This window comes from Microbacterium sp. gxy059 (assembly GCF_050958665.1).
GTDB lineage: Bacteria > Actinomycetota > Actinomycetes > Actinomycetales > Microbacteriaceae > Microbacterium.
Genome location: NZ_JAMXWT010000017.1, coordinates 50,709 through 75,821 on the forward strand (window position 1 = coordinate 50,709; position 25,113 = coordinate 75,821).

Genomic DNA, 25,113 nt, shown 5'->3' on the forward strand with positions numbered 1-25,113 from the left:
AGATCACACTGGATCCTATCGAAGGGGTCATCACTCGTCGCTGGAATCGGACTCAGGATGCAGGGCGCCGCGCACGAGCTCGTGCACCTGCGCCGCGTCCGGCCACTCCTGGTCGACGCCGGCGTCCGGGGTCAGCTCGAGGCTCGCCATCTCGTGATCGCGCGAGGCGACCGCCAGATCGAGAAACGTCGAGACCAGCCCCTGCGGCACGTCGGTGGTGATGACGTCGGTGCCGGCGCTCGCGACGTCCTGGAACCGCGTGAGCAGATTCTGGGGCGTCACCTGGTCGAGCACCGCCTGCTGCAGGATGCGCTGGCGCTGCATGCGGTCCCAGTCGCTCGTCGTATAGCGCGAACGCGCGTACCAGAGCGCCGTCTCGCCGTCCATGCGCTGCGGGCCGGCCTCGATCCATCCGGTCGCCCACTCGTCAGCCGGCTGCCCGTCGTACGCGGGGCCCGGCCCCTCGGGCAGGCGCTCGGCCACGTCGATGTCCACGCCGCCCAGCGCGTCGATGAGCGCCGCGAAGCCGTGCATGTCGATCGAGACGTAGTACGGGATCTCGATGCCGAGCAGCCCCTCGGCGAGATCCTTCGTCGCCTCGATCGCGGGCGTGGAACCCTGGCGCTCGGCGTCGGGGTAGATCGACGCCCCGCCGTCCTCGCGGCAGGCCGACACCGCGTTGGTGAGCTGGTTGACGCCGCTGTCCCAGCCGCACGAGGGATCCGACCGTCCCTCGAAGTAGCCGTTCGGGTAGTCGGCGAGCATCGGGCTGCCCTCGCTGAAGGGGGCGTGCTGGAGGTCGCGCGGGATGCCCGTGATGGTCACGGCGCCGGTGTCGGCGTTGATCGAGATCACCGAGATGCTGTCGAAGCGCATGGAGTCGCGACCGTCGCCGGAGTCGGCGCCGAGCAGGAGCACGTTGTAGTAGCCGTCGCTCGGCGGGACGACGGGGGCTCCGCGCCCGAACAGGTCGCTCGAGGTCGCCGCGGCGGTGAAGAGGGAGGAGGTCGCGAAGAAGCCGAACGCGGCCTGGACGACCGTGAGGAGGATCGCCAGCAGGCCGATGAAGAAGCGCTTCGGCGCCTGCGTGCGCACGAGGCGCACGAGGCGCAGCGTGTCGAGGGAGAGCACGACCCAGAGGATCGCGTACGCCGCGGCGAGGATCGCGAGGACGAAGAGCGTGACGCCGTGGCTCACGATCGAGACGAAGCCGTGCCGCCACAGCAGCAGCGTCGCCACCGCGATGACCGCGAGCGTCCACAGCACGAGCGTCGCGCCGAGCCCGACCTTCCCGAGCCTCCTGCTCCCCGCGACCGCCTGAGCGGATCCGGGGATGAGGAAGTTCAGCACGACGAGCCACCAGCCGCGGCGCGTCATGAGGCGCCCGTCCTCGACGTCGGGCGTCGTCACGGGGGTCGTGTTGACGAGGGCGCCCCGCGTCTCGGTCCGCGGGCCCGCGAGGGTCACGCGAGCGACTCCTTGAGGCGCGCGTTCTTCTCCCCCACCTGCCGCTCGAGATCGCGGGCGTGCTCCTCGACGCGGTCGGCGATCGCGGGATCCGAGGCGCCGAGGACGCGGGCGGCGAGGAGCCCGGCGTTCCTGGCCCCGTCGATCGACACCGTCGCGACGGGGATCCCCGCGGGCATCTGGACGATCGAGAGCAGAGAGTCGAGCCCCTCGAGGTTCTTCAGCCGCACCGGGACGCCGATGACCGGGAGGGCCGTGACCGACGCGAGCATGCCCGGCAAGTGCGCCGCCCCGCCCGCGCCGGCGATGATCGCCCGCAGCCCGCGCGACCGCGCCTCGCGGCCGTAGCTCATGAGCTTGTCGGGCGTGCGGTGCGCGGAGACGACCTCGACCTCGTGCGGGATGCCGAGATCGGCCAGCGCCTGGGACGCGTCCTGCATCACGCGCCAGTCGGAGTCGGATCCCATCACCACGCCGACGAGGGGGCTTTCAGACGAGTTCAGCACCCTGACAGGGTAGGGGCCCGCGCTGGGATTGCCTGTGAGCGGCGCGGGGTGGCGTCGAACGCGTCGCTCAGGCGAAGAACGCCGCGGCGGCCCGCGCGGCGTACGCCGCGTCGTCGAGGTCGTCGCCCACGACGTTCACGTGGCCGACCTTCCGCCCGGGGCGCGGGTCCTTGCCGTAGGTGTGGATCCGCGCGGCGGGCTGGTCGCGCATCGCGTCCGCGAACCGGCTGTCGATCGTCGCGCCCTGGGGCCCGCCCAGGATGTTGATCATGACCGCCGCGTCCGCGACGGGATCGCTCGATCCGAGCGGCAGGTCGAGCACCGCGCGGAGGTGCTGCTCGAACTGGCTCGTCACGGCGCCGTCCTGCGTCCAGTGCCCGCTGTTGTGCGGGCGCATCGCGAGCTCGTTGACGAGGAGGCGCTCGTCCGTGGTCTCGAACAGCTCGACCGCGAGGAGCCCCGTGACGTCGAGCCCGCCGGCGATGTCGGCCGCGATGCGGGCGGCCACCTCGACGACCCGGTCGGAGGCGTGCGGCGCGGGAGCGAAGACCTCGGCGCACACGCCGTCCTGCTGCACCGTCTCGACCACCGGGTACGGCACGGCCTCGCCCGACGGCCGCCTGGCGATCTGCTGGGCGAGCTCCCGCCGGAAGTCGACGAGCTCCTCGACGAGGATCGGCTCGCCGCCGAAGGCCGCGAGCCAGTCGTCGGCCCCCGCCTCGTGGTCGACGACCCGCACGCCCTTGCCGTCGTAGCCGCCGCGCGGGGTCTTCACGACCGCCCGGCCCCCGTGCTCGTCGAGGAAGGCGCGCAGGTCGGCGCGGGTGCGCACGGGCGCCCAGTCGGGCTGCGGCGCGCCGATCTCGGCGAGGCGGGCGCGCATGACGAGCTTGTCCTGCGCGAACCTCAGCGCGTCGGGTCCGGGGTGCACGGCGACGCCGTCGGCGACGAGCGCGCGCAGGACCTCCTGCGGGACGTGCTCGTGGTCGAAGGTGACGACGTCGACCTCGCGCGCGAACGCGCGCACCGTCTCGACGTCGCGGTAGTCGCCGACGGCCGTCGCGGCGAGCGCCGCCGACATGCCCTCCTGCTCCGCGAGCACCCGGATCTCGATGCCGAGCTCCACCGCGGGAGCGATCATCATCCGGGCGAGCTGTCCTCCGCCGATCACGCCGACACGCTTCGTCATGCCGTCCATCCTACGGCGGAGGGCCGGTCTCCCCGGCGCGTCAGCGCTCGAGGAACGGGTCGGCGGCGCGCTGCTGCGCCTCCCTGTGGGCGAGGATCTGCCCCACCTCGACCTGGTCGGAGAGGGTCTCGCTGACGAGGCGCGGCGCGCGGACGTTCCGCAGCTCGATCGTGTCGGGCCCCGTGAGCACGACGGTCCCCGTGCCGCACAGCCTCTGCAGCGGCGAGCGGACGAGCTCGATGCCGTACCCGGCCGCGTGCGAGAGCTCCCGCCTCCGGCGCACGACGACACCGCGGGTTTCGATCACGCGCCGCGTCGTGACGATGTACGAGCGCGACGCCCAGCGCCACCAGGGGGCGACGACGGCCGCGAGCACCGCGGTGATCGCGCCGATGACGAGGAGGACGTCGGTCAGGGCGCTCCCCGTGTTGCCGGCCAGGTAGCCGGTCGCGCCGGCGACGACGACGAGCACGAGGGCGCTCCAGAGGAGCTTCCCCGCGGATCCGTGGAAGCTCGCGATCCTCAGCTCGGCGCCGTTCTCGTCCATCACGGATCATTCTGTCGCGGGCGCGGCGGATCCCGGGGCGCGGCGCGCCCGATCAGGCCGGGCGCAGGTGCACGATGTCGCCCGCCGAGACCGCCCATCCGTCGACGACGAGCCGTCCCTCGTCGTCCAGTCCCTCGGCCGTTCCGCGGCGGATCGATCCGTCCGGCAGGTGCACGGCGACCGCCTGCCCGATGGTCGAGCATGCGTCCCGCACCGCCTCGCGGGAGGAGCCGTCGACGAGGCCGGTCAGCAGCGCGTCCAGACGTCCGAGGTAGGTCGCGAGCAGACGGTCCTCGTCGACGTCGACGCCCTCGGTCGCGAAGGAGGTCGCCGTGGGCACGGGGAGCTCGTCGGCGGTCATGCGGGTGTTCACGCCGCTGCCCAGGACGATCGCGTCGGGTGCGGCGATCTCGGCGAGGATCCCGCACAGCTTGCGCGCGCCGACGAGCACGTCGTTCGGCCATTTGACGCCGGCGCGCCGCCCGAGCTGCTCGCCCGCGGCCTCCGCCATCGCGGCGCCCGCGACGAGGGGGATCCAGCCTCGTCGCTCGGCGGGGACGTGCGGCACCCGCAGCACGACCGACACGGCGAGCGCCTGGTCGGGCGCCGTCGTCCAGGTGCGGCCGAGCCTCCCCCTGCCGCCGCGCTGGTCGCGGGTGAGCAGCGCGCCGAGGTGCGGCCACTCCTCCCCCGCGGCGAGGGCGCGGACGAGGTCGGCGTTCGTCGACTGCGTATGCGGGACCTCGACGAGGCGGGGCGAGACGCGTCGGGTGAGGGTCCAGGTCATGTCCCCGAGCCTACGCGCGCCCGCGAGACGAGGAGGATCCGCCGAGAGGAGGACGCCCCGCGCGGATCCGTCCTCGTCTCGGTCGGTCGTCCTCGGCTCAGAAGGCGCGGTTCCACGCGCCGTGCTCGGGGAGCCGGCGCATGCGGCGCACGCGCGACCACCGGTCGACGGGCTCGTCGGCGACGACGGCCTCGGCGATCTCGCGGTCGTGCTGCTGCGAGACGACGGCGACGACCGCGGCCAGCTCCTCCGCGGTGGGCCGGCCGCTCTCGATCCGCAGGGCGGTCTGCATCTCGGTCACAGCGGGATGTTGCCGTGCTTCTTGGGCGGCAGCTCGGCGCGCTTCCGGCGCAGCCCGCGCAGAGCCTTGGCGACCATGACCCGCGTGTGGGCGGGTTCGATGACCGCGTCGAGCTCGCCGCGCTCGGCCGCGAGGAACGGCGAGGCGACGTTGTAGGTGTACTCGTCCGCGAGACGGGTGCGCACCTCCGCGAGGTCCTCGCCGGCCTCCTCCGCGCGCTTGAGCTCGCCGCGGTAGAGGATGTTGACGGCGCCCTGGCCGCCCATCACCGCGATCTCCGCGGTGGGCCAAGCGAGGTTCACGTCGGCGCCCAGCTGCTTGGATCCCATCACGATGTACGCGCCGCCGTAGGCCTTGCGGAGGATGACGGTGACGAGCGGCACGGTCGCCTCTGCGTACGCGTAGAGGAGCTTCGCGCCGCGTCGGATGACGCCCGTCCACTCCTGATCGGTTCCGGGGAGGTAGCCGGGCACGTCGACGAGCGTGACGATCGGGATCGAGAACGCGTCGCAGAACCGCATGAAGCGCGCGGCCTTCTCGCCCGCGTCGATATTGAGGGTGCCCGCCATCTGGGACGGCTGGTTGGCGATGATGCCGACCGAGCGGCCCTCGATGCGGCCGAAGCCGATCACGATGTTGGGCGCGAACAGCGGCTGCACCTCGAGGAACTCGCCGGCGTCGACGACCCGCGAGATGACCTCGTGGATGTCGTAGGGCTGGTTCGGGGAGTCGGGGATGATGCCGTTGAGCTCGCGGTCGAGGTCCGTCGTCTCGAACTCGAACGCCGAGTCGTACTCGGGCGCGTCGGTCGCGTTGTTGTCCGGGAGGTGGCCGAGCAGCGTGCGCGCGTAGTCGAGCGCGTCCTCCTCGTCGTCGGCGAGGTAGTGCGCGACGCCCGAGCGGGTGTTGTGCGTGTGCGCGCCGCCGAGCTCCTCCATCCCGACGTCCTCGCCCGTGACCGTTTTGATCACGTCGGGCCCCGTGACGAACATCTGGCTCGTCTTGTCGACCATGATGACGAAGTCGGTGAGCGCGGGAGAGTACACGGCGCCGCCCGCCGCGGGACCCATCACGATCGAGATCTGCGGGATCACGCCCGAGGCGGCGGTGTTGAGGCGGAAGATCTCGGCGTACTTGCCGAGGGCGAGCACGCCCTCCTGGATGCGCGCGCCGCCGGAGTCGAGGATGCCGATGATCGGCATGCCCCCCTTGAGCGCGAACTCCATGACCTTGACGATCTTGTCGCCGGCGACCTCGCCGAGCGATCCGCCGAAGGTCGAGAAGTCCTGGGAGAACACCGCGACGGGACGGCCGTGGATCGTGCCGGCGCCCGTGACGACGGAGTCGCCGTAGGGCCGCGCCCTGTCCATCCCGAAGGCGGAGGTGCGATGCCGCGCGTAAGCGTCCATCTCGACGAAGCTGCCCGGGTCCAGGAGCTGGTCGATGCGCTCGCGCGCCGTCTGCTTCCCCTTGGCGTGCTGCTTCTCGATGGCCTTCAGCTCGGGCTGCTCGACCGCCTCGGCGTGGCGCGCGCGGAGGTCGGCGATCTTTCCGGCCGTTGTCGACAGATCGGGTTCGGTCACGCGCTCCACTCTATCCGCGCTCGTCGGCCAGCTATTGGAGGACGTGCACAACGCCCTGTCGGATCCTGTATGAGGCGGCGACATCGAGCCGCGGAATTGTCCCCCGAATGGCCGACAGACAGCGGCGCCGCGCGTCGTTAGCGTGGATGCAGAACGCTCCGCGCGTTCACCGCCGTTCCCTCCGATGTTTGGGGGAACAGGAGCGAACGGCGCGGGATGCGGATGGCTTTCGGGTAGCTCATCCGCTCTCTTCGCCCGGAGCGGCCGATCCGGCCGCTCCGGGCGCTTCTCCGTCCGGACGGGCGATCTCCTCCCACAGCTCCAGCGCGTCGGGGCCCGCTCCGCGCCCGGCGACGGTGACGGCGGTATCCGGGAGCGTCGAGGTCCGCACGACGACCTGCGGCGAGCCCGCCTGCTCCAGCACCCGCGCCAGCCGGTCGCGCACCGCGACGAGCTGCTCCGGCGACAGCCCGTCCAGCCCGCCCTCGTCGTCGAGGGACACGACGGATCCCTCCCGCCGCAGCCGCGCGACCGCCGCGCGCACCCGGTCGTCGAGCAGCGCCGTGCCGCGGATCTCGTCGCGCAGGGCGGCCTCCGCGAGGACCGCCTCCCGCTGCTCGTCGGGCGCGAGCGCTCCGCCCGTCGCCACCACCCGCGTGAGGATCGGCCCGGCGACTTCGAGAGCGTGGCGCACGCGCTCCCGGCGCTCGCGGCGGCGCACCAGCTGCGCCGCCTGCCATGCCGCGGAGCGGCGCTCGATGTCGGCGAGGCGCCGCGTGTCGCGGGCCGTGCGCTCGACCAGCGCGACGAGCATCTGCGCCGAGAGCACCCAGACGACCGACCCGGCCATCCCGACCGCGAGCGCGTCGATCACGGTCGGCACGACGAGGCAGGTCGTCGCGAGGAGGCCGGCGATCCCGGCCCAGGCGATCGCGGGGCGCCGCCGCACGCAGAGGACGGTGAGCAGCAGCCCTCCCGCTCCCGTGTACCAGGTGGCCTGCGGCGCGGCGGGGTCCGACGCGGGATCGGCTCCCGCGCGCGCGATGAGCGGGAGGAGCACGACCGCGACCGCGACGAGCGCCGCGGCCACGCGGGGGATCCGGTGCAGCGGCTCCCCGGCGAGGTCGCGGACGCCGAGGGCCACGACGGCCGCGAGGGCGAACACGGCCGCGGCGACGAGCGCCCCCGGAGCGGGCGGCTCGGGGCCGATGAGCGCCCGCGTCGCGAAGTAGACGACGATCACGCCGGCGAGCAGCGTGAGCGCGCGGCGGACGCTCACGGCCGCGCTCCGGAGAGCGGGATGCCGATCTCGACGAGCGTGCCGCGGCCGGACGACGAGACGTGCGCGCGGCCGCCGGCCGCCGCGACGCGCGCCACGATGGATCCCCGGATCCCGAGCCGGTCGCGGGGCAGGGCGGACGGATCGAACCCCGCCCCCTCGTCGGCGACCCGCACGCGCAGCTCGTCTCCGTCCGCCCGGATCTCGACCCGCAGGCCCCGCCCCTCGGCGTGCTCCACGGCGTTGGCGACGGCCTGCGCGGCCGCGAGCGCCGCCGCGCGGGCCGCCTGCGCGGACAGGCGCGCGTCCGTCTCGGGTGCGTCGATCGCGAGGCCGGGCGCGATGACCGCGGTCTCGGCGCGCAGCGCGTCGACGAGCTGCGCGAGCCCCACGTCGCCTTCCGGCCCCATCTCGCTGTCGCGCTCCGCGTCCGCGAGGCGGACGAGCGCTTCGCGCGCCATCTCCACCGCGAGGGCGCGTTCCCGATCCGACGAGGCGCGGGCGGAGGCGAGGAGGGCCGCGAGGACGCTGTCGTGCATGAGCGCCGCGACCTCGACGCGCTCCTGCTCGGCGGCCTCGACCGCGGACGCCGCGCTGTAGGTCGCGACGGCGCTCTCGCGCACGGCGTCGACGCGCGCCGCCACCCGGCGGAGGATCTCCGTGGCGAGGACGAAGGTGAGCGCGATGAGGACCGCCACCGACAGGTCGTACCAGAGGTGGTGGGCGTAGGCGCCGACGCCGCCCTCGGCGAGCAGGCGGCCGACGGCGAACAGCGCCGGCAGCCCGACGGCGGAGACGATCTGCAGCGGCACGGGGAGCGCGACGATCGCCGCCCCGGTCGCGACGGTGAGCAGGTAGAACGGCCAGGGCTCGTCGGACGGGTCGGGCGTCGCGGGCGCGAGCCCCGCGAACCAGACGACGAGCGCCGCGGGGAACACGGCCGCGAAGACGCGCGCCGTCGCCCGCACCGCGACGCCCGCGAGGCAGCAGGCGATCATGGCGGCGAGGGAGGAGAAGACGACGATGCGCAGGGCGAGCTCCGCGGCGTCCACCGGCAGGGGCAGGGCGATCAGGAGCGCCTGGACGCCCATCACGCCGCAGGCGACCGCCGCGATGAGCTGGATCGCGCGCTCGATGCGGGCGCGCGTGAATCCCGGGGATCCGACGTGCGCGCCGGGATCGCGCGCGAGCTCGCGCCAGGCGCGTTCGAGCGAGGCGCCTGCGGCGTCCGGCTCTCGCTCAGGAGTCATGCCCGGCGTCGGCGACGATGCCGTCCTCCATGGCGCGGCGCAGCAGGTCGACCTTCGTCGGCGCCGGACGGCCCACCTCGATGTACTTCGCGCGCACGCGGGCGATGAGCTCCTTCGCCGTGGAGTAGGCGATGCCGAGTCGCTGCGCCACCGCCGTCAGCGGGAGGCCGGCGGCGTAGAACCGCAGCACGTCGCGCTCGCGGTCGGACAGCTGGGCGTCGGCGAACGCGCGGTCCCCCTCGACGGCGGACGCCCACTCGAGGTTGTCGAGCGGATCGCCCGCCGCGACGGTGCGGACGGCCTCGACGACGGCGTCGAGGGGCGACGCCTTGCTGACGACGCCCCGCGCTCCGGCGGCGAGCCCCTCGCGCACCGCCTCGGGGCGGTCGGCCACGGAGTGGATGACGACGGGAACGGGGGCGAGCGCGCGCACGTTCTCCGTCACCGTCCGCCCGTCGCCGAGCATGAGGTCGAGCAGCACCACGTCGGCGGCGCGCCACGACCCGAGGAACTCCTCGACCGTCGCGCCGCTGAACGCGATCCGATAGCCGGCCCGGGCGAGCGCGGCCTCGAGACCGAGCCGCACGGACTCGTGGTCGTCGATCAGCGCCACCCTGGTCATGCTCGTCAGCGTAACCCGCGGGACGCGGCGGCTCAGCGACGGGTCAGGACGACGATCGCCTCGACGTGGTGCGACGACGGGAACAGGTCGAGTCCGCGCACGCGGTCCGCGTCGTAGCCGCGGGCGCGGAAGGCGCCCACGTCCCGCGCGAGGGCGACGGGGTCGCAGGCGACGTAGACGACCGCGCGCGGCCCGAGGTCCGAGATCGCCTGGACGACCTCCTCGCCGGCGCCGGAGCGGGGCGGATCCAGCAGCGTCACGCCCCGGCCGATCGCGGCCAGGCGCTCCGCGTCCGCGTCGCGCGCGAGGCTCTGGACGTATCGCTCGACGCGGGCGGTGACGGCCTCGACGCCGAGGTCGCGGAGGTTCTCGGCCGCGTGGCGGGTCGCGGCGGGCGCCGACTCGACCGTCGTGACGCGGGCCCGGTCGCCGTGCGCGCCGAGCGCGGACGCGAAGAGGCCGACGCCGCCGTAGAGGTCGAGATGGCGGGCCCCGTCCTCGACCGGGAGCTCGGAGAGGGCGTCGCGCACGGCGGCGTCGAGAGCGCCAGGGGCGAGGCGGTGCACCTGCCAGAACCCGTCCGCGTCGACGCGGAACTCCCGCTCGCCCACCTTCTCGACGACCGCGCCCGCGGGGGTGCGCCGGGCGCGTCGATCGGCGGGACGGCGCAGCACGCGCACCCGCCCGTCCTCCGGCTGCACGAGATCGATGCGGCCCTCCCGCTCCCCGCGGAGCCCGAGCGCCGCGCGCTCGATGGCCTCGGTCGCGAGGGGTAGGTCGGGGGCCGGAGCGACGCGGCGGCTCCGCGCCGCGAACGCGCCGACGGTCCCCTCCCCGTCGACGTGCAGCCCGACGCGGGTGCGCCAGCGCGCGCCCCTCGCGTCCTCGTCGACGCCGGCCGGATCGACCGTCACCGGAACGGATCCGCCCGCGAATCGTTCGAACGCCTCCTCGATCACGGTGCGCTTCAGCGCGCGCTGGTGGGCGAGGTCGATGTGCCCGAAGTCCGCGCCTCCCGGCCGGTCCTCCGGCGCCCGATCGATGTCGGCCGCCCGCCAGACGTGGGTGCGGCGGTGCGGAGAGGCGTCGAGCACCTCGAGCGCCTCGGCGCGCGCGAACGATCGCTTCGCCTGCGTGATCCGCGCCCGCACGCGCTCGCCGGGGATCGCGTCGGGCACGAAGACCACGAGGGGCCGCTCCTCCCCCTGCTCGCGGTGCCGCGCGATGAAGACGCCGCCGTGCGCGACCCCCGTGACGTCGAGATCGACGATGTCCCCTGTCTGCATCCCCCTATCGTCGCACCCGGACGGGCGCCCTACGCTGGGGAGCATGCAGGTCTGCCTCGCCTCCACCTCCCCCGCTCGCCTCATGCTCATGCGCCAGACCGGCATCGAGCCGCGGCTCGTCGCCCCCGACGTGGACGAGGACGCCGTCGTCATCGCCATCGAGCAGGAGGAGGGACGGTCGCTGTCTCCCGAGGAGCACGTGCTCCTCCTGGCCCGGGCCAAGGCCCTCGACGTCGCGCGCCGGCTCGCCCAGGAGGGCGCCTCTGGCCTCGTCATCGGCGGAGACTCGATGTTCGAGCTCGACGGGCGGATCCACGGCAAGCCCCACACCGTCGACCGCGCGGTCGAGCGGTGGCGCGCGATGCGCGGCCGCACGGGCGTGCTCCACTCGGGTCTCGCCGTCGCGCGCATCGCGGACGGCGCGGTCGGAGCGGTCGTCGAGGAGACCTCGGCGGCGAGCGTGTCGTTCGCCGCCGACGTGGACGACGCCGAGATCGCGGCCTACGTCGCGACGGGAGAGCCCCTCGAGGTCGCGGGCGCGTTCACGGTGGACAGCCTCGGCTCCGGCTTCATCGAGCGCGTCGACGGCGACCCGTCGACGGTCGTCGGCATGTCGCTCTCGTCGCTGCGCCGCCTGGTGCGCGCCCTCGGCGTCGAGTGGACGGCGCTGTGGAACCGCCTGTGACCGGTCGCACACGAAACCTCCGGCATGTTGTGGAGGTCAATCAAAAGAAGCGGGCGGTCGCTCGTTAGGCTCGAAGCCATGCCAGCACTCCGCAAGGTTCTCGTCGCGAACCGCGGCGAGATCGCCGTCCGCATCATCCGCGCGGCGCGCGACGCCGGAATCGCCTCCGTCGCCGTCTACGCCGATCAGGATCGCGACGCGCTCCACGTCCGCCTCGCCGACGAGGCCTACGCTCTCGACGGCACGACGAGCGCCGACACCTACCTCGTCGCCGACAAGCTGCTGTCGATCGCCCGCCGGTCGGGCGCCGACTCGGTGCATCCCGGCTACGGCTTCCTCGCCGAGAACGCCGCGTTCGCGCGCGCCGTCATCGACGACGGGCTCACCTGGATCGGCCCGTCGCCCGAGGCGATCGACGCCCTCGGCGACAAGGTCACCGCGAGGCACGTCGCCGAGAAGGTCGGCGCTCCGCTCGCCCCCGGCACCCCCGGGCCCGTAGCCGACGCCTCCGAGGTCATCGCCTTCGCCGACGAGCACGGCCTCCCCATCGCCATCAAGGCCGCCTACGGCGGCGGCGGGCGCGGCCTCAAGGTCGCCCGCGAGCTGGACGAGGTCGAGGAGGCCTTCGAATCCGCCACCCGCGAGGCGGTCGCCGCGTTCGGGCGCGGCGAGTGCTTCGTCGAGAAGTACCTCGACCGCCCCCGCCACGTCGAGACGCAGTGCCTCGCGGACTCGGCGGGCAACGTCGTCGTGGTCTCGACCCGCGACTGCTCCCTCCAGCGCCGGCACCAGAAGCTCGTCGAGGAGGCGCCCGCGCCCTTCCTCACCGAGGAGCAGAACCGCATCCTCTACGACGCCTCCAAGGCCATCCTCCGCGAGGTCGGCTACGTCGGCGCGGGCACCTGCGAGTTCCTCATCGGCGCCGACGGCACCATCTCGTTCCTCGAGGTGAACACCCGCCTGCAGGTGGAGCACCCCGTCAGCGAGGAGGTCACCGGCCTCGACCTCGTGCGCGAGCAGTTCCGGATCGCCGCGGGCGAGACGCTGGACTACGGCGACCCCGAGCCCGTCGGCCACTCCTTCGAGTTCCGCATCAACGGCGAGGACGCCGGCCGCGGCTTCCTCCCCCAGCCCGGCCCGATCCACGTCTTCAAGGCGCCGGGCGGACCCGGCGTGCGCGTCGACTCGGGCGTCGTCCAGGGCGACGAGGTCGGAGGCGCCTTCGACTCGATGCTCGCCAAGCTCATCGTCACGGGCCGCGACCGCGCCCAGGCGCTCGAGCGCGCCCGTCGTGCGCTCGCCGAGTTCGAGGTCGCGGGCCTTCCCACGGTCCTCCCCTTCCACCGCGTCGTGGTCGAGGATCCGGCGTTCACCGCCGAGTCCGGCGAGTTCGGGGTGTTCACCCGCTGGATCGAGACGGAGTTCGCCGGCGAGATCGAGCCGTGGGACGGGCAGCCGGAGGGCCCGTCGGAGGTCGAGTCGCGGCACACGGTCGTCGTCGAGGTCGGCGGCAAGCGCATCGAGGTCAGCCTGCCCGACCACGTCGCGCAGCCCGCCGCCCGCACCGGGCGCCCCGCCAGCGTGCCGCCGTCCCGCCGGAGCCACCAGGCGTCGTCCGTGTCGTCGGGCGCGTCGGGCGACGCCCTCGTGTCCCCCATGCAGGCGACCGTCGTGAAGGTCGCGGTCGAGGAAGGGCAGAAGGTCGTCAAGGGCGACCTCGTCGCCGTCCTCGAGGCGATGAAGATGGAGCAGCCGCTGCACGCCCACAAGGACGGCGAGGTCCGCTCGATCGACGCCCCCGTCGGCCAGACCATCGGCTCCGGCCACCGGCTGCTCGAGATCCTCTGAGGACCCGCGCGCCGCACGACGACGGCCCCGCTTCCCGAAGGAAGCGGGGCCGTCGTCGTGGGGGCGAGGTCAGTCGCCCCGCTGGTCCACGCCGTGCAGGGCGCGCGCCGCATCGGCGATCGAGCCCGCGAGCGACGGGTAGGCGGTGAACACGCGGGCGAGCTGGTCGGCCGTCAGGCGGCGGTCGACGGCGATCGCGATCGGGTAGATGAGCTCGCTCGCCTTGGGGGCGACGACGACGCCGCCGACGACGGTTCCGGATCCGCGGCGCACGAACAGCTTCACGAAGCCGTCGCGCACGCCCATCATCTTGGCGCGGGGGTTCGCCGAGAGCGGCAGCTTCCAGGCGGTGCTGTCCTCCGCGGTGGCCGACGTCCACCCGACCGTCGCGATCTCGGGGGTCGTGAAGATGTTGGAGGCGATCTTGTGCTCCGAGAAGGGGATGACGGCGTCCCCCATCGCGTGGAACACGGCCGTGCGCCCGAGCATGGAGGCGACGGAGGCGAGCGGGATGAGGTTGGTGCAGTCGCCCACCGCGTAGATGTTGGGCACCGACGTGCGCCCCACGCGGTTGATGAGGATGTGGCCGGAGTCGGCGAGCTGGACGCCGGCCTCCTCGAGGCCGAGGTCTCGGGTGTTCGGCACGGAGCCGACGGCCATGAGGCAGTGGGATCCCTCGACGACGGATCCGTCGGACAGCGTCACCCGCACGCCCTCGCCGGTGTTCTCGACGCTCTCGGCGCGCGACTTCGCGAGCAGCGTCATCCCCCCGCGCGTGAAGACCTTCTCGAGCACCGCCGCGGCGTCGGCGTCCTCGCCGGGGAGCACCTGGTCGCGGCTCGAGACGAGCGTCACCCGCGCGCCGAGGTTCATGTACGCCGAGGCGAACTCGGCTCCCGTGACGCCGGACCCCACGACCACGAGGTGCTCGGGCACCGCGGACATGTTGTACATCTGCTTCCACGTGAGGATGCGGTCTCCATCGGGGGTCGCCGCCGGGAGCTCGCGGGGGGACGCGCCGACCGAGAGGACGAACGTGTCGGCCTCGATCCGGTCGAAGTCGGTCCCGTCCGGCCCCGTGGAGACGACCACCGCGTCGTCGCCCTCGAGACGCCCGTGCCCCGAGATGATGCGCACGCCGGCCTCGAGGAGGCTCTCGCGCATGTCCTCCGACTGCTGTCCGGCGAGGGCGAGGATGCGCTTGTTGATGGCGAGGAGGTTGATCGCCACCTCGGGCTTGAGCGGCTTGCCCGCCGCGCCTCTCGCGAAGAACTGCACGCCGAGGTCGCCGGCTTCGTCGATCGCGCGCGCCGCGTCGGCCGTCGCGATGAGGGTCTTGGAGGGCACCACGTCGGTGAGCACGGCGGATCCGCCGACGCCCGTGTTCTCGATGAGCGTCACCTCGGCGCCGAGCTGGGCGCCCGCGAGCGCCGCCTCGTAGCCGCCGGGGCCGCCGCCGATGATCGCGATCCTCTGCTTGCGGGCGAAGTCGAAGGTCATGCCTCCCATTCTCCCCCATCCGCCGACCTCTCCCTGAGGGCTTCCCCGGTTATCGTTGGCTCATGACGACCGCGACGCATCCGCTCGATCCCCCCGCCGACCCCTTCGAGGTCGCGACCCGAGCGGCGGAGGACATCGCCCGCCTGACGGGCGTCGACCGGCACGACATCGCCGTGACGCTCGGCAGCGGATGGGGCCGCGCCGCCGAGCTCCTCGGCGAGACGACGGCGACGATCCCCGCCACCGAGGTGACCGGGTTCTCCTCCCCCGCGCTCGCGGGGCACGTGGGCACGCTGCGCAGCGTGCGCACCCCCGGCGGATCCCGGGTGCTCGTGATCGGCGCGCGCACCCACTACTACGAGGGCCACGGCGTGCGCCGCGTCGTGCACAGCGTGCGGACCGCCGCGGCGACGGGCGCGAAGACCATGGTGCTCACGAACGGCGCGGGCGGCGTGAAGGAGAGCTGGTCGCCCGGTCAGCCCGTGCTCATCAGCGATCACATCAACCTCACCGCCGACTCGCCGCTCGAGGGGGCGACCTTCGTCGACCTCACCGACCTGTACTCGCCGCGCCTGCGGGCCCTCGCCCGCGGGGTCGACGCGTCGCTCGACGAGGGCGTGTACTGCCAGTTCCGCGGACCGCACTACGAGACCCCGGCCGAGGTGCAGATGGCGAAGGCCATCGGCGGCCACATCTGCGGCATGTCGACCGCGCTCGAGGCCATCGCCGCCCGCGAGGCCGGCATGGAGGTGCTGGGCTTCTCGCTCATCACGAACCTCGCCGCGGGCATCTCGCCCGAGCCGCTGAGCCACGCCGAGGTCATCGAGGCCGGACGCGCCGCCGAGGGGCGCATCTCGCAGCTGCTCGCCGACGTGATCGGCAGGATCTGATGGACGCCGTCTCCCGCGCGCGCGACTGGATCGCGCAGGATCCGGATCCGGTCACGCGCGACGAGCTGCAGGAGATCGTCGACGGGGCGGTCGCGGGCGACGAGGCCGCCGCGGCCGAGCTGGAGGCCCGCTTCGCGGGGCGGCTGCAGTTCGGCACGGCCGGGCTGCGCGGCGCCCTCGGCGCGGGCCCGCTGCGCATGAACCGCGTGCTCGTCGGCCAGGCGGCCGCGGGCTTCGCGCGCTTCCTCCGGGACCGCGCGCCCGAGGGCAGGACGCCCGTCGTGGTGGTGGGCTACGACGGCCGTCGGAACTCCGACGTCTTCGCCCGCGACTCCGCCGAGCTGTTCCAGGGCGCGGGACTCGAGGCGATCCTCCTGCCCCGCCTGCTGCCGACGCCCGTGCTCGCCTTCGCCGTGCGCTTCCTCGGCGCCGACGCGGGCGTCATGGTCACCGCCAGCCACAACCCGCCGGACGACAACGGCTACAAGGTGTACCTGGGCGGCGACGACCAGGGCGCCCAGATCGTCGCGCCCGCCGACGCCGAGATCGCGAAGCGCATCCGGGAGGTCGCCGACGCGACGCCCCTCGGCGACCTGCCCCGCTCCGGGGAGTACCGGATCGCCGACGAGAGCGTCCTCGACGCGTACGTCGAGGCCACGGCGGCGGTCGCTCCCGCGCCGAGCGGCGCCGAGGGCATGCGCTGGACGTTCACGGCGATGCACGGGGTCGGCTGGGAGACGATGCGCCGCGTGCTCGAGCGCGCGGGCTACCCGCTGCCCTCCCTCGTGACCGAGCAGATCGAGCCGGACGGGGCGTTCCCCACGGTGTCCTTCCCCAACCCGGAGGAGCCGGGGGCGATGGACCTGTCGTTCCGCACCGCGGAGGAGAGCGACGCCGAGTTCGTCATCGCGAACGACCCCGACGCCGACCGCGTCGCGGTGGCTGTGCCCTCGCACGGGGGGTGGCGCCGTCTCACCGGCAACGAGATCGGCCTGCTGCTCGGCCGCCGCGCGGCCCGCGCCGCGGAGGGCGCGCCCGGCGCCTCCCTCGCCTGCTCGCTCGTCTCCTCCCCCGGCCTCGGGGCCGTCGCCGAGCGGTACGGGCTCGACTGGCACGAGACGCTCACGGGGTTCAAGTGGATCTCCCGCGCGCCGGGGATGGTGTTCGGCTTCGAGGAGGCGCTCGGCTATCTCGTGAACCCGGAGACGGTGCGCGACAAGGACGGCATCTCGGCCGCCGTCGCCGTGCTGGGACTCGCCGCCGAGGCGAGGGAGCGCGGCGCGACGCTCGTCGACCTGCTCGACGAGATGGCGGAGGAGATCGGCCACTACGCGAGCACGCAGGTGTCGGTGCGCGTCGACGACGTCTCCCGCATCGCGACGGTCATGGCGCGGCTCCGCGCGGATCCCCCGACCGCCTTCGCCGGCCACCAGGTCGCCCGCTGCGACGACCTGCTGCGCGCGTCGGAGGGCGCGCCGGGCGGCGACGTGCTGCGCTTCCGCCTCTCCGACGGCTCGCGCATCATCTTCCGCCCCAGCGGCACCGAGCCGAAGCTCAAGGTCTACCTCGACGTGCGCGGATCCTCGGCCGAGGACGCCGCCAGCGTCCTCGCGCAGCTCGAGGGCGCCGTCAGGCAGCTGCTCGACGAGACGAGCTGAGCGCGGGCGGCCCCGCGCTCACACCCGCGCGGGGTCGTCGATGAGCGCCGCGAGCTCCGCGACGAACGCCGGGAGGTCGATGCCGCGCCGCGCGATGCGACGCGCGTTGTCGGCGTCGGCGAACACGTCGACGAACTGCTCGAAGACCGTCTGGAACGCAGCGCGGTCCGCGTCGCTGAACGCGACGAGCGCGACGACGTGGACCCGCTCCGAGCCCCACGCGACGGGCTGCTCGCAGACGGCGACGGAGATCGCGGTCCGCGCGGCCGACATCGTCATCGCGTGCGGGACCGCGAGAGACTCGGTGAAGGCGGTCGAGGAGAGCCGCTCCCTCTCGATGGCGCTCTCGACGTAGTCCTCGCCGATGACGCCCTCCGCGACGAGCGCGCGCCCGAGCCGCCGGATCACGGACTCCGGATCGGGTGCGTCGATGTCGCGCGCGAACGCGCCGGGGACGAACCACCGCGAGATCTCGGCGCGCAGCCCGCTCAGCCGGCGCTGGCGCCGCACCCGGGCCGCGGCCTCCGAGACGCGGGCGACGTCGCGTTCGGACAGGAACGGGGAGATCCGCACCACCGCGGCTGCGCCCTCGCCTCCGGGCGACGGATCGATCGTCGTCAGCACCAGGTCGGCGTCGAAGCCCGCCCAGTCGGGGTCGTAGCGCGTCGAGACGGCCGTCAGCTCGATCTCGTGGCCGAGGGCGCCCGCGATGCTCGCCCGCAGGTGCTGCCGCATGGCGTCGTATCCGGGGCAAACGAGCACGGCGGTCAGCCGCGCCGAGGGCCGGCTGTCGGGCCCGATCGCGGCGCCGAGGTGCATCGCGATGTCGGAGATCTCGTCGTCGGGGATCGGGACGTCGAGCGCCGCGGAGAGGTCGCCCGCGATCGCGACGGCCATCTCGAACACGAGCGGCGTCGCCGCCTTCAGCGATCGCGTCATGGGATTGCGCGACCAGAGCCGCTCCGCGGCGCGGCGCACGAGGTTCTGCACGTGCGGCGCGAGGCGCGCGCGCAGGTCGGCCTCGTCGATCTCGAGCGCGTACGTGTGCGCGACGCGCGCGACGGAGGCGCGCACGGCGTCGACGACCCGCGGATCGACGTCGCGCGCGCTCGCGCCGCCCGAACCGGGATCCACGATCGACAGCCACACGAGCGAGCCGAGGCGGTGCCGGTCCCCCGCTCCCAGCTCGACGCCGAAGTGGAGCGAGGCCAGCTCCCCGACGATGCGCGCGGCGGACGCGTGCTCGGGGGCCCGCTGACCGGCCGGCTCCGCGAGGGGCCTCCCCCGCGCGACGCGCTCCGCCGCGATCGCGACGTGCAGCACGACGTCCGCCGCGGCGAGCTCGTTGACGATCAGCCCGAGCTCCGAGAGCCGCTCCACGAGATCGGCGGTGAAGGCGCGGAAGGGGGCCGTGTCGATGCCCAGCTCCTCCGCCGCGTGCCTGAGCGCCTCCGGGTCGGCCGTCTGGTCTCCCGTCGCCTCGTGCACGACGCGGCTGAGCAGCCGTCGGCGAGCGAGCTCGGATCCCTCGAGCCAGACGAGCGCGCCGGAGCGCGCGAGGGAGAGCTCGTCGTCGGCGATGAGCGCGCGCACGCGCCGCACGTCGGCCTCGATGGTCGCCTCGCTCACGAAGAGGGCGGCGGCGGTGCGCGCGACGTCGACGCCGTCCGCCCGGTCGAGCAGGAGCCGCACGAGGTGGTGGAGGCGCTCGCGGGGCGTGCCCCTGGCGGGCTCTCCGCCGCCGAGACGCAGCCCGGAGGCCGAGGGCGTCGCCCGGTACCCCTTGGGCCCGGAGGCGATCGCGTCGGCGCCGGGGGCGCTCCCGTTGATCGCCGTGACGTAGGTGCGCACGCTCCGCGGGGTGACCCCGAGGCGGTCGGCGAGGTCGGCGGCCGTCACCCATTCCGACCGTCGCAGCAGGATCGCGAGCAGCTGCGCCTGCCGTCTCCTCGTCATGGATCCAGTCAACCACCGCGCCCTGGGCAGAGGCTTTTCCGCGGGGGAGGAAACAAGCATCCGTTGTCATCGCCGTGCCGGAGGGACACGATAGGGAGAATGAGATCGATGAGGATCATGGTGAGCTGCGGCGCGGGTGCCTCGAGCACCTTCGTCGCCGCGCGCCTGCGCCGCGCCGCGCGCGCGGCGGGCATCGAGATCGACGTCGACGTCGCGCCTCTCTCCGATGCGCCGGCGATGCTCGACGACGTCGACGCGCTCCTCATCGGCGCCCATCTCGGCGACGCCGCCGGCGATCTGCGCGCCCGCGCCGAGTCCCTCGGCGTCACTCTCACGGTCCTGCCCGCGGACATCGCGGATGATCGCGACGGCACCAGGACGCTCGCGCTCGTCAGGAACGAGAGCCTCGGAGCCGCGCCCGCGGTCTCCTCCCCACGAAAGGAACACATCATGGCCACTCGCACCGTCACCATCGCCTCCTCCCACGGCCTGCACGCGCGTCCCGCGAAGCTGTTCTCGGAGGCGGCCAAGAACTCGGGTCTCGCGGTCACGATCGCGAAGGGCGACGGCGCCCCCGTCAACGCCGCGAGCATCCTCGGCGTGATCTCGCTCGGCGCCAACACGGGCGACGAGGTCACCCTCTCCGTCGAGGGCGACGGCGCGGACGCCGTGCTCGAGCAGCTCGCGACGATGCTCCAGACCGACACGGACGCGGAGTGAGCGAGATGGCCGACCTCCGCGGCGTCGGCATCGGCCTGGGCGTCGCCCAGGGGCCGGTCGCGCACATGGCGGCGCGCCTCGCCCCGCCGTCGGACGCCCGCTCCGCGCGCACGCCCGACGAGGAGAAGGCCGCGGTCGCCGAGGCCGTCTCCGCCGTCGCCGCGGAGCTGAACGCCCGCGGCGAGCGCGCGGGGGGATCCGCCCAGGACGTGCTCGAGGCGCAGGCCATGATGGCCGAGGACCCGACGCTGCTCGAGGGCGTGCACGCGGAGATCGACGGCGGCGCGACGGGCGAGTACGCGGTGCACCGCGCGTTCGCGGCGTTCGCCGAGCAGCTGAAGGCGCTGGGCGGCTACCTGGGCGAGCGCGCGGCCGATCTCGCCGACGTCGCCCAGCGCGTGATCGCCCACCTGCGGGGCGTCCCCGCGCCGGGCGTCCCGGAGCCGGGGCACCCGTTCGTCCTCGTCGCCGAGGACCTCGCTCCCGCCGACACCGCGCTCCTCGACCTCGACCAGGTGCTCGCCGTCGTCACGACGGAGGGCGGTCCGACCTCGCACACCGCGATTCTCGCGCGCGAGAAGGGCATCGTCGCGGTCGTCGGCACGGGCGAGATCGACCTGTCGGACGGCCAGACGGTGATCGTCGACGCCGAGAACGACGTGGTGATCGCCGACCCGACCGAGGATCAGCTCGCGGACGCCGCGGCACGCGCCGAGGCGCGCGCGAACGCCGCGCAGGCGCCGCTCACGCCCGGAGCGCTCGCCGACGGCACCCCCGTCCCCCTCCTCGCGAACCTCGGCTCTCCCGACGGCGCGGCCGAGGCGCTCGAGAAGGGCGCCGAGGGCGTGGGCCTGTTCCGCACCGAGTTCCTCTTCCTCTCCAGCGAGGAGGCGCCGTCCGTCGAGAGCCAGAAGGAGAGCTACCGCCGGATGCTCGAGACCTTCGCGGGGAAGAAGGTCGTCGTGCGCGTGCTCGACGCCGGGGCGGACAAGCCGCTCCCCTTCCTCACGGACGCCGACGAGGAGAACCCCGCGCTGGGGCGGCGCGGCATCCGCGCCCTCCAGCACCGCGAGAACGTGCTGCGGGATCAGCTCACGGCCCTCGCGCAGGCCGACGCCGAGACCGACGCCGATCTGTGGGTCATGGCGCCGATGATCGCGACGGTCGACGAGACGGCCTCCTTCACCCTGCTCGCGAAGGAGCTCGGGCTGAAGACGGTGGGCGTGATGGTGGAGGTGCCCTCGGCCGCGCTGCTCGCGGACAGGATCCTCGAGACCGCCGACTTCGCGTCGATCGGCACGAACGATCTCGTGCAGTACACGATGGCCGCCGATCGCCTCCTCGGGACCGTCGCGCATCTGCAGAGCCCGTGGCACCCCGCGGCGCTGCGGCTCATCAAGGCGACCGCCGACGGCGGCGCCGCCAACGGCAAGCCCGTGGGGGTGTGCGGCGAGGCGGCCGCCGATCCCCTGCTCGCGGTGGTGCTCGTCGGCCTCGGCGTCTCGACGCTGTCGATGTCGCCGTCGGCGCTCGCCGACGTACGCGCCGAGCTGACCCGCCACACGATCGACGACGCGCGCCGCATCGCCGAGGCGGCGATCGCCGCGGGCAACGCGGACGATGCGCGGGCCGCCGCCCGCGCCGCCGTGGCCTGATCCGCCGCACGCGGAGCCCGTCGGCCGGCCAGGCCGACGGGCTCCCTCGGCGTGCGCCGACCCTCTGTCGCGGCCGCGCCCGACGCGATAGATTCTCCCGCACATCCGGGCGCCGCTCCGCTCCCCGCGGAGCCCCGAGATCCGAAAGCAGGAACGACGATGTCCTCTCAGACCGCAGATCCGCAGGCACCCGGAGCCTTCCGGGTGGCCGTCCAGAAGGTCGGATCCTTCATGTCGGGCATGGTCATGCCCAACATCCCCGCGCTCGTCGCCTGGGGCCTGTTCACCGCCTTCTTCATCGCGGACGGCTGGACCCCCAACGCATCTCTCGAGACGATCGTGGGCCCGACCATCCACTACCTCCTGCCGCTCCTCATCGCCTACACGGGCGGCTTCATGATCCACGACAAGCGCGGCGGCGTCGTGGGCACGATCGCCACGATGGGCGCGATCACCGGCAGCGACCTGCTCGTCGCCCAGGGGCCGGACGGCCTGCCCCAGGTGCACATGTTCCTCGGCGCCATGGTCATGGGACCGCTCGCGGCCTGGCTCATGAAGAAGCTCGACGCGCTGTGGGACGGGAAGATCCGGGCGGGCTTCGAGATGCTCGTCTCGATGTTCTCGGCCGGGATCTTCGGCTTCCTCGCCGCGATCTTCTCGTTCTACGTGCTCGCGCCCGCCGTCAACTGGATCACGAACGTCCTCAGCACCGCGGTCGGCTGGCTGGTCGACAACTCGCTGCTGCCGCTGACGAGCATCCTCATCGAGCCCGCGAAGGTCTTCTTCCTCAACAACGCGATCAACCACGGCGTGCTCACGCCGCTCGGCATCGGCGAGGCGGCGGAGTCGGGTCGTTCGGTCCTGTTCCTTCTCGAGGCGAACCCCGGTGTCGGCCTCGGCCTGCTGCTCGCGTTCACGTTCTTCGGCGTCGGCGCGGCGAAGGGCTCCGCGCCGGGCGCGGCGATCATCCACTTCTTCGGCGGCATCCACGAGGTGTACTTCCCGTACGTGCTGATGAAGCCGTCGCTGCTGATCGCCGTCGTCGCGGGCGGCATGTCCGGCGTCGCGATCAACATGCTGTTCGGCACGGGCCTGCGCGCCCCCGCCTCGCCGGGGTCGATCATCACCGTGTTCCTGCAGGCCGCGCCGCAGACGATGAACTACGTCGGCATCGCGCTCGCGGTCACCGTCTCGACGGCCGTCACCTTCGTCATCGCCGCCGTCATCCTCCGCGCGAGCCGCAAGCGCGATCTCGCGGCGGGCGACCAGTTCTCCGCCGCCGTCGCGAAGACCCAGGCGAACAAGGGCAAGAGCTCGGCGGCGCTCGCCGGGCTCGCCGGCGCGGCGGCCGCGCCCGACCACCTCATCCGGAAGGTCATCTTCGCGTGCGACGCGGGCATGGGCTCCTCGGCGATGGGGGCGAGCGTGCTCCGGAAGAAGATCAAGGACGCCGGCGTGGCGGACGTGACGGTGACGAACAAGGCGATCGCGGCCCTCGACGGCACGGCCGACCTCGTCATCACCCAGCAGCAGCTCACCGACAGGGCGAAGCAGAACGAGCCGGACGCCGTGCACGTCTCGGTCGACAACTTCATGAACTCGCCGCGCTACGACGAGGTCGTGGACATGGTCCTCGCGCAGCGCTCCGACGCTCCGGCCGCCCCCGAGACGGCAGGCCCCGAGACGCCGGAGCCCGAAGCGGCGGCGCAGCCCGCCCCGGCCTCGGACGACGCGGGCGTCCTGCGGCCCGAGTACGTGCGGATCCACGCCGGATCCGTCAGCCGCGACGAGGCGCTCGACGAGGCGGCCGCGATCCTGCAGGCGGCGGGCGCCGTGACGGACGGCTACGCCGCCGCGATGCGCGACCGCGAGGACACCGTGTCGACCTTCATGGGCAACGGCCTCGCGATCCCCCACGGCACCGACGCCGCGAAGGATACGGTGCTCGGCTCGGCCCTCTCCGTCGTCCGCTACGACGGAGGCGTCGAGTGGGGCGACGGCGACGTGGCCACGTTCGTCGTCGGCATCGCCGGGAAGGGCGGCGCGCACCTCGAGATCCTCAGCGCCGTCGCGCAGCAGTTCGGCGACGACGACGCCATCGCGCGCCTGAAGGCCGCGCGCACCCCCGAGGAGCTGTACGGGCTCCTTTCCGACGGCATCAACTGAGAGCGAGGACGACCATGAAGGCAGTGCATTTCGGCGCCGGGAACATCGGGCGCGGGTTCGTGGGCATGCTGCTCGCGGAGGGCGGCTACGAGATCGTCTTCTCCGACGTGGCGGGCTCGCTCGTCGACGCCATCAACGCGCACGGCAGCTACACCGTGCACGAGGTCGGCGAGGGCGGCGAGGATCGGACGGTGACGGGGTTCCGCGCCGTGAACAGCGCGGAGGACCCGACGGGGCTCGCGGGCGAGATCGCGACGGCCGACGTCGTGACGACCGCCGTGGGGCCGACCGTGCTACGGTTCATCGCGCCCCACGTCGTCGCGGGGCTCAGGCGGCGCCCCGCCGACGCCGCTCCTCTGCAGGTCATGGCCTGCGAGAACGCGATCGGCGCCACCGACCAGCTGCGCGAGCACGTCGCGGAGCTCGCGGGCGACGAGTGGGACGAGCTCGCACGGCGCGCCGTGTTCGCGAACACCGCGGTCGATCGGATCGTGCCGGGCCAGCCGGAAGGGCAGGGCATCGACGTGACCGTCGAGCCCTTCTTCGAGTGGGCGATCGAGCGGGCGCCGTTCGGCGACCGCCTGCCGAGCATCCCGCGCGCGCACTTCGTCGACGACCTCGCCCCCTACATCGAGCGGAAGCTCTTCACGGTGAACACGGGGCACGCCGCGACCGCGTACCACGGCGCGCGCGCCGGCTTCGAGCGGATCGCGGACGCCTTGGCCGACGAGAAGGTGAGCGCGGCGGTGGAGGCCGCGCTGACCGAGACCAGCGCGCTGCTCGTCGCGGCGCACGGCTTCTCCGCCGAGGAGATGGCGGACTACCGCGCGACGATCCTGGCCCGCTTCCGCAACCCGGCGCTCCCCGACACGGTCGTGCGCGTCGGCAGGCAGCCCCTGCGCAAGCTGTCGCGGCACGAGCGCTTCGTCGGCCCTGCCGCGGACGCGGCAGAGCGCGGCATCGGCGTCGACGGGCTCCTCGGAGCCATCGGCGCGGCGCTCTTCTTCGACGACGCTGACGACGACCAGGCGGTCGAGCTGCAGCGCCTCCTCGCGGAGACCGACGCCGACGCCTTCACCCGGCAGGTGACGGGCCTCGACGAGGGCGACGCGCTCTTCGGCCGCGTGCGCGACATCGTCGCCTGGCGCCAGGCGACGTGATCGGGAGCGCGGGGCGGCCGATCCTCGAACATACGTGCGAACGCCGCGATAGGGTGGG

21 protein-coding genes and 1 pseudogene are annotated in these 25,113 nt (G+C 73.5%); 9 read left to right on the top strand and 13 right to left on the bottom strand.

Going from position 1 to position 25,113, the window contains the following annotated elements:
* Positions 1 to 30 precede the first annotated feature (30 nt).
* The 11 genes from NHL53_RS10585 to NHL53_RS10635 all read right to left on the bottom strand — a co-directional run bounded on the left by NHL53_RS10585 (position 31) and on the right by NHL53_RS10635 (position 10,817).
* Positions 31 to 1,467, bottom strand: a complete 1,437-nt coding sequence (locus NHL53_RS10585) for an LCP family protein (protein ID WP_433776835.1) — start codon at positions 1,465 to 1,467, stop codon at positions 31 to 33.
* A complete protein-coding gene (purE, locus tag NHL53_RS10590) occupies positions 1,464 to 1,934 on the bottom strand; it encodes a 5-(carboxyamino)imidazole ribonucleotide mutase (RefSeq protein ID WP_433776853.1) in 471 nt (156 codons plus the stop codon). The genes NHL53_RS10585 and purE overlap by 4 nt, the downstream gene beginning before the upstream one ends.
* A gap of 106 nt (positions 1,935 to 2,040) precedes the next feature.
* Complete coding sequence (locus NHL53_RS10595) at positions 2,041 to 3,162, bottom strand: 5-(carboxyamino)imidazole ribonucleotide synthase (RefSeq protein ID WP_433776836.1); 1,122 nt, start codon at positions 3,160 to 3,162, stop codon at positions 2,041 to 2,043.
* Positions 3,163 to 3,202: 40 nt separating this feature from the next.
* Positions 3,203 to 3,709 (bottom strand): PH domain-containing protein, encoded by a 507-nt coding sequence (locus NHL53_RS10600; protein WP_433776837.1) that lies wholly within the window; start codon positions 3,707 to 3,709, stop codon positions 3,203 to 3,205.
* Positions 3,710 to 3,761: 52 nt separating this feature from the next.
* Positions 3,762 to 4,496 (bottom strand): biotin--[acetyl-CoA-carboxylase] ligase, encoded by a 735-nt coding sequence (locus NHL53_RS10605; RefSeq protein WP_433776838.1) that lies wholly within the window; start codon positions 4,494 to 4,496, stop codon positions 3,762 to 3,764.
* Between the two features lie 97 nt (positions 4,497 to 4,593).
* Complete coding sequence (locus tag NHL53_RS10610; RefSeq protein ID WP_433776854.1) at positions 4,594 to 4,788, bottom strand: acyl-CoA carboxylase epsilon subunit; 195 nt, start codon at positions 4,786 to 4,788, stop codon at positions 4,594 to 4,596.
* Positions 4,789 to 4,793: 5 nt separating this feature from the next.
* Entirely contained in the window at positions 4,794 to 6,389 is a 1,596-nt protein-coding gene (locus tag NHL53_RS10615) for an acyl-CoA carboxylase subunit beta (protein ID WP_433776839.1), read from the bottom strand.
* A gap of 229 nt (positions 6,390 to 6,618) precedes the next feature.
* Positions 6,619 to 7,659 carry a hypothetical protein gene (locus NHL53_RS10620; protein WP_433776840.1) on the bottom strand — a complete coding sequence of 347 codons (1,041 nt, stop codon included), beginning with the start codon at positions 7,657 to 7,659 and terminating at the stop codon, positions 6,619 to 6,621.
* On the bottom strand, positions 7,656 to 8,909 hold the full coding sequence (locus NHL53_RS10625) for an ATP-binding protein (protein WP_433776841.1): 1,254 nt from the start codon (positions 8,907 to 8,909) through the stop codon (positions 7,656 to 7,658). Before NHL53_RS10625 ends, NHL53_RS10620 begins: the two co-directional genes overlap by 4 nt.
* The gene (locus NHL53_RS10630) at positions 8,899 to 9,531 is read right to left on the bottom strand and encodes a response regulator (protein ID WP_433776842.1); all 633 of its coding nucleotides are present in this window, start codon (positions 9,529 to 9,531) and stop codon (positions 8,899 to 8,901) included. Before NHL53_RS10630 ends, NHL53_RS10625 begins: the two co-directional genes overlap by 11 nt.
* Before the next feature lie 32 nt (positions 9,532 to 9,563).
* Positions 9,564 to 10,817 (bottom strand): class I SAM-dependent RNA methyltransferase, encoded by a 1,254-nt coding sequence (locus NHL53_RS10635; RefSeq protein WP_433776843.1) that lies wholly within the window; start codon positions 10,815 to 10,817, stop codon positions 9,564 to 9,566.
* A 43-nt stretch (positions 10,818 to 10,860) separates the two neighbouring features.
* Here NHL53_RS10635 and NHL53_RS10640 point away from each other — a divergent pair, with 43 nt between their 5' ends.
* Positions 10,861 to 11,502: a Maf family protein gene (locus tag NHL53_RS10640; RefSeq protein ID WP_433776844.1), complete on the top strand. Its 642-nt coding sequence runs from the start codon at positions 10,861 to 10,863 to the stop codon at positions 11,500 to 11,502.
* 78 nt (positions 11,503 to 11,580) lie between these two features.
* Positions 11,581 to 13,350 carry an acetyl/propionyl/methylcrotonyl-CoA carboxylase subunit alpha gene (locus tag NHL53_RS10645; RefSeq protein WP_433776845.1) on the top strand — a complete coding sequence of 590 codons (1,770 nt, stop codon included), beginning with the start codon at positions 11,581 to 11,583 and terminating at the stop codon, positions 13,348 to 13,350.
* A gap of 69 nt (positions 13,351 to 13,419) precedes the next feature.
* On the opposite strand, the gene NHL53_RS10650 is transcribed toward NHL53_RS10645, so the two are convergent.
* Entirely contained in the window at positions 13,420 to 14,850 is a 1,431-nt protein-coding gene (locus NHL53_RS10650) for an NAD(P)H-quinone dehydrogenase (protein ID WP_433776846.1), read from the bottom strand.
* A gap of 62 nt (positions 14,851 to 14,912) precedes the next feature.
* Between NHL53_RS10650 and NHL53_RS10655 the strand changes: the two genes are divergently transcribed.
* Both NHL53_RS10655 and NHL53_RS10660 read left to right on the top strand, forming a co-directional pair.
* The gene (locus NHL53_RS10655) at positions 14,913 to 15,740 is read left to right on the top strand and encodes a purine-nucleoside phosphorylase (RefSeq protein ID WP_433776847.1); all 828 of its coding nucleotides are present in this window, start codon (positions 14,913 to 14,915) and stop codon (positions 15,738 to 15,740) included.
* A complete protein-coding gene (locus tag NHL53_RS10660) occupies positions 15,740 to 17,398 on the top strand; it encodes a phospho-sugar mutase (RefSeq protein ID WP_433776848.1) in 1,659 nt (552 codons plus the stop codon). The genes NHL53_RS10655 and NHL53_RS10660 overlap by 1 nt, the downstream gene beginning before the upstream one ends.
* An 18-nt stretch (positions 17,399 to 17,416) precedes the next feature.
* Here NHL53_RS10660 and NHL53_RS10665 read toward each other — a convergent pair whose 3' ends face one another.
* Complete coding sequence (locus tag NHL53_RS10665) at positions 17,417 to 19,354, bottom strand: BglG family transcription antiterminator (RefSeq protein WP_433776849.1); 1,938 nt, start codon at positions 19,352 to 19,354, stop codon at positions 17,417 to 17,419.
* 117 nt (positions 19,355 to 19,471) lie between these two features.
* On the opposite strand from NHL53_RS10665, the pseudogene NHL53_RS10670 reads away from it, so the two are divergent.
* The 5 genes and pseudogenes from NHL53_RS10670 to NHL53_RS10690 all read left to right on the top strand — a co-directional run.
* Positions 19,472 to 19,624: pseudogene (locus tag NHL53_RS10670) on the top strand (PTS sugar transporter); the annotation flags it as partial.
* A 180-nt stretch (positions 19,625 to 19,804) separates the two neighbouring features.
* Positions 19,805 to 20,074, top strand: coding sequence for an HPr family phosphocarrier protein (locus NHL53_RS10675; RefSeq protein ID WP_433776855.1), 270 nt, complete (start codon positions 19,805 to 19,807; stop codon positions 20,072 to 20,074).
* A 5-nt stretch (positions 20,075 to 20,079) separates the two neighbouring features.
* Positions 20,080 to 21,729, top strand: coding sequence for a phosphoenolpyruvate--protein phosphotransferase (ptsP, locus tag NHL53_RS10680; RefSeq protein ID WP_433776850.1), 1,650 nt, complete (start codon positions 20,080 to 20,082; stop codon positions 21,727 to 21,729).
* Between the two features lie 159 nt (positions 21,730 to 21,888).
* A complete protein-coding gene (locus NHL53_RS10685; protein ID WP_433776851.1) occupies positions 21,889 to 23,895 on the top strand; it encodes a PTS mannitol transporter subunit IICBA in 2,007 nt (668 codons plus the stop codon).
* Between the two features lie 14 nt (positions 23,896 to 23,909).
* Complete coding sequence (locus NHL53_RS10690; RefSeq protein ID WP_433776852.1) at positions 23,910 to 25,055, top strand: mannitol-1-phosphate 5-dehydrogenase; 1,146 nt, start codon at positions 23,910 to 23,912, stop codon at positions 25,053 to 25,055.
* Positions 25,056 to 25,113 lie beyond the last annotated feature (58 nt).

Coding starts and splice junctions, on each gene's coding strand:
- purE (WP_433776853.1), bottom strand. CDS start 1,934: ATGGGATCCGACTCCGACTGGCGCGTGATGCAGGACGCGTCCCAGGCG.
- NHL53_RS10595 (WP_433776836.1), bottom strand. CDS start 3,162: ATGACGAAGCGTGTCGGCGTGATCGGCGGAGGACAGCTCGCCCGGATG.
- NHL53_RS10600 (WP_433776837.1), bottom strand. CDS start 3,709: ATGGACGAGAACGGCGCCGAGCTGAGGATCGCGAGCTTCCACGGATCC.
- NHL53_RS10605 (WP_433776838.1), bottom strand. CDS start 4,496: ATGACCTGGACCCTCACCCGACGCGTCTCGCCCCGCCTCGTCGAGGTC.
- NHL53_RS10610 (WP_433776854.1), bottom strand. CDS start 4,788: ATGCAGACCGCCCTGCGGATCGAGAGCGGCCGGCCCACCGCGGAGGAG.
- NHL53_RS10625 (WP_433776841.1), bottom strand. CDS start 8,909: ATGACTCCTGAGCGAGAGCCGGACGCCGCAGGCGCCTCGCTCGAACGC.
- NHL53_RS10630 (WP_433776842.1), bottom strand. CDS start 9,531: ATGACCAGGGTGGCGCTGATCGACGACCACGAGTCCGTGCGGCTCGGT.
- NHL53_RS10635 (WP_433776843.1), bottom strand. CDS start 10,817: ATGCAGACAGGGGACATCGTCGATCTCGACGTCACGGGGGTCGCGCAC.
- NHL53_RS10640 (WP_433776844.1), top strand. CDS start 10,861: ATGCAGGTCTGCCTCGCCTCCACCTCCCCCGCTCGCCTCATGCTCATG.
- NHL53_RS10645 (WP_433776845.1), top strand. CDS start 11,581: ATGCCAGCACTCCGCAAGGTTCTCGTCGCGAACCGCGGCGAGATCGCC.
- NHL53_RS10650 (WP_433776846.1), bottom strand. CDS start 14,850: ATGACCTTCGACTTCGCCCGCAAGCAGAGGATCGCGATCATCGGCGGC.
- NHL53_RS10655 (WP_433776847.1), top strand. CDS start 14,913: ATGACGACCGCGACGCATCCGCTCGATCCCCCCGCCGACCCCTTCGAG.
- NHL53_RS10660 (WP_433776848.1), top strand. CDS start 15,740: ATGGACGCCGTCTCCCGCGCGCGCGACTGGATCGCGCAGGATCCGGAT.
- NHL53_RS10665 (WP_433776849.1), bottom strand. CDS start 19,354: ATGACGAGGAGACGGCAGGCGCAGCTGCTCGCGATCCTGCTGCGACGG.
- NHL53_RS10675 (WP_433776855.1), top strand. CDS start 19,805: ATGGCCACTCGCACCGTCACCATCGCCTCCTCCCACGGCCTGCACGCG.
- ptsP (WP_433776850.1), top strand. CDS start 20,080: ATGGCCGACCTCCGCGGCGTCGGCATCGGCCTGGGCGTCGCCCAGGGG.
- NHL53_RS10685 (WP_433776851.1), top strand. CDS start 21,889: ATGTCCTCTCAGACCGCAGATCCGCAGGCACCCGGAGCCTTCCGGGTG.
- NHL53_RS10690 (WP_433776852.1), top strand. CDS start 23,910: ATGAAGGCAGTGCATTTCGGCGCCGGGAACATCGGGCGCGGGTTCGTG.